The sequence below is a fragment of the Streptomyces sp. NBC_00271 genome (assembly GCF_036178845.1).
Lineage (GTDB): Bacteria > Actinomycetota > Actinomycetes > Streptomycetales > Streptomycetaceae > Streptomyces.
The window spans coordinates 2,206,943-2,219,463 of the sequence record NZ_CP108070.1 but is presented as its reverse complement, the minus strand read 5'-3'; the positions used below and the strand labels follow the sequence as shown (position 1 = coordinate 2,219,463).

Genomic DNA, 12,521 nt, shown 5'->3' with positions numbered 1-12,521 from the left:
ACCGCACCGAAACGCGGAGGTCCGTATGGACATGATCCATGTCCGCGCGGTGTGCCCGCCGGATCTCACCCGGCGCACCATGGCCCTGCTGGGCGACGAGCCATGCGCCTTGAACGTGGTCCTCCAGACGGGCAGCGCACGCAACCCCGACGGTGACGCCATCGAGTGCGACGTCCTGACCGGAGCCGCGAACGACGTACTGCGCGGCTTGCGGGACCTGGGCCTTGAGCGCCACGGCTCCATCGTCCTCGATCCGGTGGACACGGTGTTCTCGGAACACGCCGCGAGGACCGGGGCCCAGCGGCTCGGGGCCACGCCGCGCGCACCGGTGTGGGCACAGGTGGAGGCGCGGATCCGGGCCGAGGGCAGATACCCCCCGAGCTTCTACCTCTTCCTGGTCGTCGCCGGGCTCATCGGCGCGGTCGGCATCATCACCAACTCCCAGATCCTCATCGTCGCGGCCATGGTGGTCGGACCCGAGTACGGGGCCATCACGAGCGTCGCCCTCGCGATCGACCACGGCTCCCGGCCGAGAATCCGGCAGGGACTGACGGCCCTGCTCGTGGGCTTCGTGCTGGCCGTCGCCGCGACCTTCCTCTTCTCGCTGCTCGTGCGGGGCTTCGGGCTCCAGCCGAGGGCCTTCGAACTGGGTGTCAGGCCCGTCTCGAATCTGATCAACACCCCCAACTTCTTCTCGGCCGTGGTGGCGGTGCTGGCCGGCGTCGTCGGTATCGTCTCGCTGGCCGAGGCGCGGACCAGCGCACTCCTCGGCGTCTTCATCTCGGTGACCACCATTCCGGCCGGGGCCGACATCGGGGTCTCGTGCGCGTTCGCCAGCTGGGACGAGGCCTGGGGGTCGCTGCTCCAACTTCTGCTCAACATCGTCGTACTGATCGTGGTCGGGACCGGCACCCTCAAGTGCCAGCGGGCGATCTGGCGGCGGGTGGGCGAACGCCGGCACCGGCGCGAGGTCAGGCGGGCGACGTAGGGGCGGACGGCGCCGGAGGAGACGGCGTCGAAGCGGCCGCGGCCGAGGGGGCGCCGGTGTCCAGGAACTCGCGGATCGCGAAGGCGACCAGCACGATCACCACGGTCCACACCACGACCCACGTGGTCGGGTAGTTCCAGGTGAACAGCACGATCGCGGCGACCACCAGGATCGCGGCGCCGATCCACCGCTTGAAGCGGTGCACGAACCGGCCGACCGGACCCAGCGGGAGCCCCGCCGACACGGCGACGTCGCGCAGGGCGGCGATGCTCCTGCGACAGCCCGTACGGATGAGGACGGCGATCCTGGACGGCCCGACGAGGAAGGCACCGACAGCCGTCACGAGCGCGAGTGCGCCGACCGCGCGAACACCGGCGCGCAGGAACCTGACCAGGGAGTCGAACACCGTGATGGCGGCGTCCTCGGACGTCCCGACGGGCAGATGGTCGAGATAGACCGCCCGCGAGACGGTCAGGACGATGCCGAGCACGACCATGGCGGCGAACACCCCGAGCGCGGCCCCGATCAGGGCCCGGCGACGGTTGGTGGCCAGATACACGCCCGCGGCGGCGATCAGCACGGCGATGAGGGGGAGCCAGCCGCCGATGATGTCCAGCACCCGCAGATACGTCTTGATCTTGCCGACGTCCTTCGACGCGAACACCACGAAGTCCGTGTGGATGGCCGGGATCCGAGCGGCCGGCTTGAAGCCGGCGCTGACCAGCCGGTCCTTGACCTGGGCCACGATCGGCGCCACGTCGATGGTGACCTGACCGTTCTTGGCGGACACCGCACCGGTGGCGTTGCCCGTGAGGGCCTTGTCCAACGCGCTGTGGGCCCGGCGGTTCGCGTCCACCCAGACGGTGTCGAAGGCCTTGCTGGAGACCACCCGCTGCACGGTGTCGCCGACCAGACTCTTCAGACCGCTGGTGATCGGGCCGCCCAGGTCACCGAGCAGCGTGGCGACCCTCGGCGGGGCACCCTGCTCCGACGCCGCCCGCTCCAGATCCTTGACCAGCGCGTCCACGTCGATCTGCGCCAGTACCGCGGTGGTGACCCGGTTGGTGACCGCCTTCTGCACATCCGGATCGCTCGCCAGCGGCCCCACGGTGGCGACATAGCGGTCCGTGTCCCGGACGATGCTGTTCGCCCAGACCGCGACGACGGCCAGCAGCGACAGCAGCGAGGCGAGGAGAATCAGCAGGGCCGAACCCGTCGAGCGGAGCCAGTGGTGCCGTGCGGCCCCCGACGGCCCCGCGGTCTCCAGAGCGCTCACCCGGTGGCGCAGCTCGTCCAACTCGTTGCGCTCCCGTGCCGAGAGCCGCTGCTCGCCGGACGGTTCTGAAGGCTTCTGGTCCGGGTCCGGTGGAGGCGGGCTGCTCGTCATGGTTACAGCAGAGGCGCACGGATCCGATCCCGCGACCCGGAACCGGCCCGGCGGGTGAACACCGCACCGAGGTGCGGCGCCTTCCGTCCGATGCTGCAATGGAATTCGGGCCCGTGGATGCGCAGGCATTCGGGGACAGGGGGAATTCCATGACCACCCAGGGGTGAAGCCGTGAGCGATTCTGCCGTGAGCGATGAATTCGCCGAAATGGGCCCTATCGACTACATAGTCGTCGAGTTTCCCGGCAACCGCATGACCGGCGAAGGCTTTCCCCTACTGGTCGACCTCGTGGACCGCGGCGTCATCCGGATCCTCGATCTGATGTTTGTCAGGAAGGAGGAGGACGGATCCGTGGTCGGCATGGAGATCGCCGACCTCACCGGCGACGGAGCCCTCGACCTCGCCGTCTTCGAGGGCGCCTCCTCCGGCCTGCTGGGTGAGGACGACATCGAGGAGGCGGGCAGCGCCCTGGAGCCCGGCAACTCGGCCGGAATCCTGGTCTACGAGAACCTGTGGGCCGCTCCCTTCGCCACCGCCCTGCGCCGCGGCGGTGCGCAACTGGTCGCCTCCGGGCGCATCCCGGTGCCGGCCGTGCTGGCCGCGCTGGACGCGACGGAGTAGCACACGGCCGCCGCCCGAGCGTTCGGGAGGCATCGCCGCCGTACTCGTGAGCGTCTGATCCGTCAGGGGCCCGGGTGCCCGGCGCAGTCTTCGACGGCGGCCCGCACCCGGGCGAGGTTCACCGGCAGGTCGGCCGTGGCATCCAGGGTCATGCCCGGCTCGTCCCGCTCCAGCGGCTCCAGCGTCTCGAACTGCGAGTCGACCAGCCGGGCGGGCATGAAGTGGCCGGTGCGCCGGGACACACGGTCCCGGGCCGTCGCCCGGTCCAGGGCGAGGTACAGGTACCGCAACGCCGGCCCTCCGGCCTCCCGGAACTCGTCGCGATAGGCGCGCTTGAGGGCCGAACAGGCGACGACCAATCCCTCGCGGGCCTCGGCGGAGCGACGGATGCGGTCGGAGAGGGCACGCAGCCAGGGCGCGCGGTCGGCGTCGTCCAGGGCCTGGCCGGCGGTCATCTTCGCGATGTTCGCCGCGGGATGGAAGTCGTCCCCCTCGACGAACGCCAGGCCGAGCTCCACGGCGACCGCCTGGCCGAAGGTGGTCTTCCCGGATCCCGACACGCCGAGGACCACGATGATCGGGGGCCTTTTCCCGTCCCCTTCGCCGCCTCCGGCGCTGCCTCCGGCCCCGGTCACGGGTTCTCGGGTTCCCGCCCTGGTGCCGTCTGCCGCAGGTCCGCCTCGGTGAGGGGCTGGAGGGCCCCGCGGGTGTCCAGCCGGTAGAGCAGGACGAGCGGCGGCCCCACGAGCACCACCGCGACGACCGTGACCAGCATCAGCCAGCGCAGCGTCGTCGCCGCGCCGGCCGCCTGGGACACGGTCAGTGAGGTGGGGATGAGATAGGGCCGCTGGGCCAGTCCCCAGGCCACGACGACGAGGGCCACGCTGCCGATCGCGGTGACCCTCGCCCATCCCGTCGCGACGCGGTACAGCAGCCAGGCGGTGGTCAACGCGCTGAGGACGGCGATGAGGACGAGGACGAGACCGATTCCGCCGGTCAGCCCGTCGTAGACGTAGGGCGCGTCGTCGTGGGTCACGGCGAGGCCGACGACCGCCAGCACGGCGAGGACGACGAGAGTGCACCAGGCCCGCAGCCGGAAGTAGCCGACGAGGTCGGGGGCGTCGAAGCGGCGGGCGTCGGCGGTCAGGAACACCGCCCCGAGGAAGGCGGTCGCGGCGACGGTGAGCAGCCCGGCGATCACGGAGGTCCCGTTGGACCAGGCGTCCGCGGACGCCTGTGTGCCGGGAGCCACCCGGCCCGTGGCGATCCCCCCGACCGCCGCGCCGAGGAAGAAGGGGGTCAGCAGCGAGGAGACGGCGAAGACGGCGCCGTAGATCCTGCGCCCGGCGAGGCGCCGCGTGGGCTTGCGCAGGGCGAAGCCGGCGCCACGCAGGACGAGTCCCACGGCCGCGAGTGCCAGCGGGAGCCACATGGCGGAGAAGAGCGTCTGGAACAGGACCGGGAACCCGGTCCACATGATGACCAGGACGAAGACGAGCCAGACGTTGTTGGTCTCCCACACGGGTTCCATGGCGTGGTCGATGAGCCACCTCGGGCGCTTGCCGCGTTCGGCGCCGCCCGCGACGAGGTCCCAGAATCCGGCACCGTAGTCCGTGCCACCGGCACACGCGTAGGCGGCCACCGCCACCAGCAGCACCCAGGCGACGACGTCCTCGATCATTCGTCTCCCCTGTCCCCGCTCGCGGTGGTCGACAACGGGCGGGGCCCGTAGGGAATGCCGCCCTGCAGGTCCTCGGCGCCGGCACCCGCGCCCTCGTCGGCCAGCCGCCAGCGGTGGCTCATCTTCGCAAGGACGGTCAGGAAGGAACCGAAGGCGAGGACGTAGACCACCACGACGATGCCGAACATCGTCCACAGGGACGCGGCGCGGGTGCCCGTGACCGCCTCCGAGACCCGCATGTTCTGGTAGACGATCCAGGGCTGCCGGCCCACCTCGGTCGTGATCCAGCCGCACTCCACGGTCAGCAGACAGGCGGCGCCGGCGAGGGCGGCACACCGGAGGAACCAGGGCGACCGGGGCAGTTCACGACGCCGCAGCCAGCACCAGCCGTACCAGAGCGCGAGCAGCACGAGCAGGCTTCCGACGGTCACCATGATGTCGAACGCCCAGTGGACGATGGTGGCCTGGATCACCGTCGGGCGGTCGCTCGCCGGGACCGATGTCAGTCCGGTCACCTTGGTGGCCGGTCTGAATCCGGCGAGGATCGAGTCCAGTTGCGGGATCTTGATCCCGCCGGAGACCGACCCATCGGCATGCAGACGCCCGAAGATGTACTCCGGTACGTGGGTGTCGGTCTTCCACACCAGCTCGGTGGCCGCGAACTTCACGGGCTGCTTCTGGAAGACGGAGCGGGCGATGGAGTCCCCGAGCACGAACTGCACGGGGGTGAGGATCGCGGCGACGGTGAACGGCAAGGTGAAGCCGAGCCGGTGGTAGCGGTCCCGGCGGCCGCGCAGCAGGCCGACCGCGTACACCCCGGCGACGACGTATCCGGCGGTCAGGACCACGCCGACCACGAAGTGCCAGTACTCGGGGCCGAACATCGGTGTGAAGACCGCCTGCCGGACATTGACGTTCCGCGGCCTGCCGGACGCGTCGAGAGTGAAGCCGCGCGGGGTGTTCATCCAGGCGTTCGCGGCCACGACGCCGAACGCCCCCATCAGGGCGGCCAGCGGCAGGGGCAGGCCGAGCCAGAAGTGCGTCCACGGCTTGAGCCTGCGCCAGCCGTACAGGTAGATGGCGATGAAGATCGCCTCGAGGAAGAACGCCCAGGCCTCGATCCCGAAGCCGAAGCCGAAGACGTCGCCCCACCGGCCCATCATCCCCGGCCACAGCAGACCGAATTCGAAGGACAGCACGGTGCCCGTCACGATGCCGATCGCGAACTGGACGGCCATGACCGCAGACCAGCGCCGTGCGAGCAGCAGGGCGATGGCGTCGCCCTTGCGCAGCCCGCGGTAGTGCATGAGGAGCGTGATGGCGGGCAGCGCCACGCCGAAGGGTACGAGCAGGATGTGGGAGGCCAGGGTGAAGGCCATCAGCTCCCGGGCCGGGAGAAGTTGTGGTGGGCCGTCCGCGAGAAGGTGGCCGATTGTGCTGTTCACATGACCTCGGTGGCTCGTACCGGATGGCTGAGGGGCCCTGTGCTTCAGCCGCCGGTGGCGAAACCGGGGAACAGCGTCATGCCGCCGTCGACGTAGATCGTGGTGCCCACGACGTAGTCGAAGAGGTCGGACGCGAGCGCCGCCACCGCGTTCGCGATGTCTTCCGGGTCGCCCACGCGGTGGTAGGGGATGAGCTGGAGCAGGTCGGCCTCGGCTTCGGGGGTGTCCCAGGCGTCGCGGTTGATGGGCGTGCGAATCGCGCCCGGGGCGACGGCGTTCACCCGGATCCCCTGCGGCGCGAGCTCCTGCGCGAGGGTCGCCATGAGCATCTGCACCCCGCCCTTGGACGACGCGTAGTTCACATGGCCCGCCCACGGGATGATCTGGTGGACCGAACTCATGCAGATGATCTTCCCGGCCGAACGGGAGACCTCGGGGACGACGCCCCGCCGCAGGAACTCCTTGGTCGCTTCGCGGGCGCACAGGAACTGTCCGGTCAGATTGACGTCCAGCACCTTCTGCCACTGGGCCATGGTCATCTCGGTGACGGGGGCGTCGCGCTGGAGCCCGGCGTTCGCCACCATGATGTCGATGGTCCCGAACTCCGCGACCATGCGGGACACCATGTCGACGACCTGGTCCTCCTGGGACACGTCCGCCTCGTGCGTGTAGGCGCGCACCCCGAAGCCCTCGATCTCGCGTACGACTTCTTCCGCGGCGTCCCGCCCGGACACGTAGTTCACCACGACGTCGGCGCCCACCCGGCCGAGGCCGATGGCCGTGGCCTTGCCGATGCCAGAATTCGCGCCCGTCACCAGCGCCTTCTGCCCTTTGAGGAGCGGGAAGGCAAGGGGTTGGCGACCATTACTGCCGCTGGTTTCCACTCATGTCTCCCTGTGGGTGCCGACGCGGACCTTCGGAGGAATCCGCTTTTCGGAGGAATCCGCCCCACAACGAAAACACTGGTGAGTCGGGACGGCTCGTCGGCACGTCCGCTGTCAGCCGGTCGGGGGGCCGACCCGGGCTGAACGGCCGAATGCCCACCCGCGGGGTCCACCCGGGACGGCGCGCTCGGCTACTCGGTGCGGGGCTGCCGGCTGATTCCGACGCACAGCGCCCAGATGACGAAGGCGTCGACGGCGATCAGCACGATGGCCCAGACGGGGTAGTACGGCAGCCACATGAAGTTGGCGATCATCGACAGGCCCGCCAGGACGACTCCGACCACGCGTGCCCACATCGCTCCGGTGAACAGGGCTGCGCCCGCGAGAACGACCAGGACGCCGAGGGAGAGGTGGATCCAGCCCCAACTCGTCAGATTGAAGTTGTAGGCGTAGTTGCGGGTGAGGACGAAGACGTCGTCCTCGGCGATGGCGGAGATTCCCTCGAATATCGCCATCACTCCGCCGAAGATCATCATGACTGCGGCGAAGGCGGTCCAGCTGGACGCCCACGCTCCGCCGCTCCCGGTCTCGCGTCGCTGGTGCATTCCGGTCGTGGTCATATCGAGCTCCTCCCACGTAGGCCTCACCACTGACCTGTGACCGGTCGGTGGTCCACATTTCAGCTTGCCATGAGAGTCACCGACCGGCAGAACGGCGGAATTCCCGCGGGATGGCGCCTATGCCGATGTGCGGGGGAATACGTGCGGTGCTCCAATGGAGGTGTCCCATGCGCCGAGAATTGCCCGTCGGTCGGGGGAGTGCGCATATTTCGCAGACCGCCTTCCGGATGCGCGGGTCGCTTTTCCAGAAAGGAAACCGCCGTGCCAGGTCTCCTTCGCGGGGTCGCCCGCACAGCCGTGGTGGCCGGTACCGCGACCGCCGTGTCGAACCGTGTGTCACGCCGTCAGCAGGGGCGGTGGGCTCAGCAGGAGTACCAGGAGGCCCCGCCGCAGTACGCGTCCGCCGCGCCGCCCGCGCCCGTCCCGTCGGCCGACGACATGAACGGCAGGATCGATCAGCTGAAGCAACTCGGGGAACTCAAGGCCCAAGGTGTCCTGACCGAGGCCGAGTTCGAGGAGCAGAAGCGCCGGATCCTTGGGTAGTGAGGGTCCATGAACCTCACAACTCCGGAAGGCCTGCGGTGGGAGCCCAGCGGGCGCTGGGTGCGCGGGTGCAAGGGCGAGGTCACGGTCGTCGACAGCCGGCACCCCGTCCTCGTCTGGGAGCCCGAAGTGCCCGTTCCGCTGTACGCGTTCCCGCGCGAGGAGGTCCGCGAGGACCTGCTCCGCCCCGCGAAGAACCCGCCGACCGGCACCCACAGCGGATCGCGGGTCTTCTACGACCTCGAAGTCGACGGCGAACTGCTGGAGAACGCGGCCTGGACGTTCCCCGCCGACGACCTCGCCGGCCACATCGCCTTCGAGTGGTTCAGCCGCAGCGGCCGGGGACTCGACCACTGGTACGAGGAGGACGAGGAGATCTTCATCCACCCCCGCGATCCGCACAAGCGGGTGGACGCCCTCCCGAGCAGCCGTCACGTCCGCGTCGAGATCGACGGCACGGTCGTCGCGGACACCCGCCGGCCGGTGCTGCTCTTCGAGACCGGCCTGCCGACGCGGTACTACATCCCGCGTGAGGACGTCCGCCTCGACCTGTTCGTCCCCAGCGACCTCAGGACGGGGTGCCCCTACAAGGGCACCGCCGCGTACTGGTCGTGGCGGGATGGCGGCGACGACCCCGCGCACCTCGTCTGGAGCTACCCGGAGCCACTGCCCGCGGTGGGCGCCGTCAAAGACCTCCTCGCCTTCTACAACGAAGCGGTCGACATCACCGTGGACGGGGAACGCCTGGAGCGCCCCGTCACCCCGTTCACCTCGACACGCCCGACGCGACCGGCGACGTGACGGCGGCGCGCCCCCCGGGTGCGACGGGGAGGGCCACCGCACCGTGTCCTGACGTCGCGGCCGGTGCTCCCGGCAGCCCGCGATCGAGGCCGATCTTCGGGCGTCGTTCCGCAGCATCACGGTCCACGAGCCTCCGCTCGTCGCGATCGTGGCCGAGGATCCGGACGCCCTGAGGCAACTGCGTCCGACGCGAGCCTCGATGGACGCCGTCCTCGGGCGAAGATCGACACCGATGCCCTCGCCCGGCGCGCCGCACCGGTCCTGCTCAGCGGAGGCGCGCAGAGCCCGGTGTGGTCGGCGGCGATCCTCGACCGGCTGGCCGCGGTCCTGCCACGGGCGCGGCGGCAGACCGTCGAGGGGGCGGGGCACATTCCTCACGTCACCCATCCGCGGCGGTACGTCGCCGCCCTCACGCGCTTCGTCCGGACGTCCTGAGACGCGGGTCCCGTCACTCGTCGGTACTGTCGGAAGTGATCGCCGCTCGCTCTCCGCTCCTGGTTCCCCGACCGGGCGGCGGAGCGAAGGAGGCAGGGTGTCGTGACCGTGATCTCCCTGAAGTCCGCCCAGGTGCGGGAAGGACTCACGCTGCCCTACGCCGAGGCCGGCTACCCCGGTGGCACACCCGTCGTCTTCGTGCACGGACTCGGTGACTCCTGGTGGGCCTTCGAGCCCCTCCTCAGGCGCCTTCCGGCCGCCCTGCGCGGTTACGCGCCCACCCAGCGCGGCCATGGCGACGCCGACCGCCCGTCCGAGGGCTACACGCCCGAGGACTACGCCGCCGACCTCGTCGCCTTCCTGGACGCCGTCGACATCGACCGCGCCGTGCTCGTCGCCTCCTCGAGCGGCGGCGTGCCCGCCCGGATGGTCGCGGGCAGCCATCCCGACCGGATCTCGGGGCTGGTGCTGATCGGCGTACCCGGCACGCTCGAGGACAAGTCGGCGGTGACCGGGCTGCGGGAGGCCGTCGAGGGGCTCTCGGACCCCGTACCCCGGGAGTTCGTCGAGGAGTTCGTCTCCGGTGCGGTGGACCGGCCCGTCGCCAGGGGCCTCGTCGAGACGATGATCGAGGAAAACCTCAAGGTCCCCGCGTACGTCTGGCAGGAGACCCTGCGCGGACTGCTCGACACCGATCTGCGCGCGACCCTCGCGGGCATCCTGGTGCCCACCCTCGTCATCTGGGGTGACCAGGACGACCTGCTGCCCCGCGGCGACCAACAGACCATCCTGGACGCCATCCACGGTTCACGCCTGATCGCCTACGAGGGAGTCGGGCACGACGTCCACTGGGAGCAGCCCGACCGCGTGGTCGCCGACCTCGCCGCCTTCACCGCGCACCTGGAACACCCCGCGGCTCCCGGCACGTCATGAAGGCGTGCAGGACGGCAGATTGGCCAGATCGGCCAGTTACCTATTGAATACCCGGGGTTACATCCATCCGGGCGACAAGACTTGCTAGGGTGTTACTCGTTAGTAGCAAGCTGAACGGGGCACACGAGGGGCCGGCGCATGCGTCGCCGCCGCTCCTCGGGCGGGTTGGTCGAGACGGACTGTCCGGCAAGGGGGCCGGGCGGCCACGGCACCTGCGCGTACGCACCCCGCGGCCTTCGAACTCCACTTCTCTCGCTCACTCATTCGAACAGGTGAGACTCCTCATATGGCTCGTTCCCTGGTCGACTTACTGACCACGCATGCCTCGCAACAGCCGGAGCGGACGGCATACCGCTACCTCGTCACGGGCGACTGCGACGGAGAGATCCAGGACATCTCGTACGGACGTCTGGCCCGTCGGTCCCGAGCCGTCGCCGCCTGGCTGCAGGAACGCGGCCTCGCCGGATCCCGCGCCCTGCTGCTGTACCCGCCCGGCCTGGAGTTCATCTCCGGCTACCTGGGCTGTCTTTCGGCCGGGGTCGTCGCCGTGCCGGGCCTTCCCCCGCAGGGGCGGTCGCAGAACCACCGTGCCCTGACCCGCATGAAGCGCCTCATCGCCGACGCGGACGCCAAGGTGATCCTGGGCGGCCGTGAGGTGCTCGCCGCCCTGGCCGCCCAGGCGGAACACCTGCCCGAACTGGACGGGATCACCTGCGTCGCCACCGAGGACATACCCGACGAGGCGGCCGACTCCTGGCGCGAACCCGACCTCACCGCCGACTCGGTCGCCTTCCTCCAGTACACCTCCGGCTCCACCTCCGCCCCGCGCGGCGTGATGGTGACGCACGGGAACCTGCTGGACAACCAGCGGGCCATCACCGAGCGGATGGGCCACACCCCGGACACGCTCGCGGAGTACGAGCACGAACTGTTCGTCAGCTGGCTGCCGGTGTACCACGACATGGGCCTCATCGGCCCGGTCCTGAACACCGTCCACCTCGGCGCCACCGCCACGCTCTTCTCGCCCCTGCACTTCCTCCAGCGGCCCGCGCGCTGGCTGACCGCCCTCAGCCACTACCGCCCGCACACCAGCGGCGGCCCCAACTTCGCCTACGAGCTGTGCCTCAAGCACGCCACCCCCGAACTCCTCGACGGACTCGACCTCGGTCGGTGGAAGGTCGCCTTCAACGGCGCCGAACCGGTACGGGCCGCCACCCTGCGGCGCTTCACCGAGACCTTCGCCCCGGCCGGCTTCCGACGCGAGGCCCTCTATCCGTGCTACGGCCTCGCCGAAGCCACGCTCATCGTCACCGGTGGCTCGGTCGACACCCCGCCCACCCTCGCCGCGGCCCCCGGGTCAGGGCCGCACGTGGGCGCGGCCGACGCGGCCGCCGTCGGCTCCGGGCGGCCGATCCCCGGTACGACCGTGGTGATCGCAGACCCCGAGCGGCGGGAGGAGTTGCCCGAGGGGGAGGTCGGCGAGATCTGGGTGAGCGGCGCGGGCGTCGCCAAGGGCTACTGGCGCAACGCCCTCGCCACCCGCGAGACCTTCCGGGCCACGCTGAAGGACCGTCCGGACCGCTTCCTGCGGACCGGCGACCTCGGATTCCTGCGCGAGGGCGAGCTGTTCGTCACGGGCCGCCTCAAGGACCTGATGGTCATCGACGGACGCAACCACTACCCGCAGGATCTGGAGCTGTCCGCCGAGATGTCCCACGGGGCGCTCCGGCCGGGCTGCACCGCCGCGTTCTCCGTGGACGGCGGTGTCGAGGGCGAGCAGCCCGTCATCGTCGCCGAGACGGCTCCGGACGCGGCGGCCGACTCCGAGCGGATCACCGAGGTGATCCGCAGCGCGATCGGCGAGGCCCACGGTCTCGCGGTGCGTGACGTCGTGCTGGTCCACCCCGGCACCATCCCCAAGACGTCCAGCGGGAAGATCCAGCGCCACGCCTCCCGGGCGGCCTACCTCGCCGACGCCCTCGCGGTCGTCGGCGCGCCCGCCGCGAGATGAGGTAGACGAGGTCACCCCCCGTCGGCGCGGACACCCGCGCCGGCGGGACACCCCGGTCGTACCCGCCGTACACCAGGGGTTCCTTCGTCGCGCGCCGGTGCCTCCCCAGCTCACCGATCGCCGTCCACCGGTCGCCGTACCCGTCGTACGGAATCCGCCTGAACCCGAGTTC

At 70.3% G+C, this 12,521-nt stretch carries 12 protein-coding genes; 6 read left to right on the top strand and 6 right to left on the bottom strand.

All coding sequences use genetic code 11. The features are described from left to right. Nucleotides 1–25: 25 nt before the first annotated feature. The gene (locus OG798_RS10570; protein WP_121416968.1) at nucleotides 26–988 is read left to right on the top strand and encodes a DUF389 domain-containing protein; all 963 of its coding nucleotides are present in this window, start codon (nucleotides 26–28) and stop codon (nucleotides 986–988) included. On the opposite strand, the gene OG798_RS10565 is transcribed toward OG798_RS10570, so the two are convergent. After that, nucleotides 972–2,375 carry a hypothetical protein gene (locus OG798_RS10565; protein WP_267061043.1) on the bottom strand — a complete coding sequence of 468 codons (1,404 nt, stop codon included), beginning with the start codon at nucleotides 2,373–2,375 and terminating at the stop codon, nucleotides 972–974. The two genes, OG798_RS10570 and OG798_RS10565, sit on opposite strands and share 17 nt — an antisense overlap. Nucleotides 2,376–2,582: 207 nt before the next feature. On the opposite strand from OG798_RS10565, the gene OG798_RS10560 reads away from it, so the two are divergent. Beyond that, nucleotides 2,583–2,996, top strand: a complete 414-nt coding sequence (locus OG798_RS10560) for a DUF6325 family protein (RefSeq protein WP_067373001.1) — start codon at nucleotides 2,583–2,585, stop codon at nucleotides 2,994–2,996. Nucleotides 2,997–3,058: 62 nt separating this feature from the next. On the opposite strand, the gene OG798_RS10555 is transcribed toward OG798_RS10560, so the two are convergent. From OG798_RS10555 to OG798_RS10535, 5 genes are all read right to left on the bottom strand, one after another. Continuing rightward, on the bottom strand, nucleotides 3,059–3,631 hold the full coding sequence (locus OG798_RS10555) for a gluconokinase (RefSeq protein WP_095856206.1): 573 nt from the start codon (nucleotides 3,629–3,631) through the stop codon (nucleotides 3,059–3,061). After that, nucleotides 3,628–4,677 carry a cytochrome d ubiquinol oxidase subunit II gene (locus OG798_RS10550; RefSeq protein ID WP_121416970.1) on the bottom strand — a complete coding sequence of 350 codons (1,050 nt, stop codon included), beginning with the start codon at nucleotides 4,675–4,677 and terminating at the stop codon, nucleotides 3,628–3,630. The genes OG798_RS10555 and OG798_RS10550 overlap by 4 nt, the downstream gene beginning before the upstream one ends. Beyond that, entirely contained in the window at nucleotides 4,674–6,056 is a 1,383-nt protein-coding gene (locus OG798_RS10545) for a cytochrome ubiquinol oxidase subunit I (protein WP_095856208.1), read from the bottom strand. Before OG798_RS10545 ends, OG798_RS10550 begins: the two co-directional genes overlap by 4 nt. Nucleotides 6,057–6,166: 110 nt before the next feature. After that, nucleotides 6,167–7,006 carry an SDR family oxidoreductase gene (locus OG798_RS10540; protein WP_267061040.1) on the bottom strand — a complete coding sequence of 280 codons (840 nt, stop codon included), beginning with the start codon at nucleotides 7,004–7,006 and terminating at the stop codon, nucleotides 6,167–6,169. A 191-nt stretch (nucleotides 7,007–7,197) separates the two neighbouring features. Beyond that, nucleotides 7,198–7,626 carry a DUF7144 family membrane protein gene (locus tag OG798_RS10535; protein ID WP_095856210.1) on the bottom strand — a complete coding sequence of 143 codons (429 nt, stop codon included), beginning with the start codon at nucleotides 7,624–7,626 and terminating at the stop codon, nucleotides 7,198–7,200. A 261-nt stretch (nucleotides 7,627–7,887) separates the two neighbouring features. On the opposite strand from OG798_RS10535, the gene OG798_RS10530 reads away from it, so the two are divergent. The 4 genes from OG798_RS10530 (at nucleotide 7,888) to OG798_RS10515 (ending at nucleotide 12,349) form a co-directional block, all read left to right on the top strand. Next, nucleotides 7,888–8,169, top strand: a complete 282-nt coding sequence (locus OG798_RS10530; protein WP_267061039.1) for an SHOCT domain-containing protein — start codon at nucleotides 7,888–7,890, stop codon at nucleotides 8,167–8,169. A gap of 9 nt (nucleotides 8,170–8,178) precedes the next feature. Continuing rightward, a complete protein-coding gene (locus OG798_RS10525; RefSeq protein ID WP_267061038.1) occupies nucleotides 8,179–8,970 on the top strand; it encodes a DUF427 domain-containing protein in 792 nt (263 codons plus the stop codon). A gap of 537 nt (nucleotides 8,971–9,507) precedes the next feature. Beyond that, a complete protein-coding gene (locus tag OG798_RS10520) occupies nucleotides 9,508–10,338 on the top strand; it encodes an alpha/beta fold hydrolase (protein WP_121416972.1) in 831 nt (276 codons plus the stop codon). 286 nt (nucleotides 10,339–10,624) lie between these two features. Then, a complete protein-coding gene (locus OG798_RS10515) occupies nucleotides 10,625–12,349 on the top strand; it encodes a fatty acyl-AMP ligase (protein ID WP_121416973.1) in 1,725 nt (574 codons plus the stop codon). The last annotated feature ends 172 nt before the right edge of the window (nucleotides 12,350–12,521 follow it).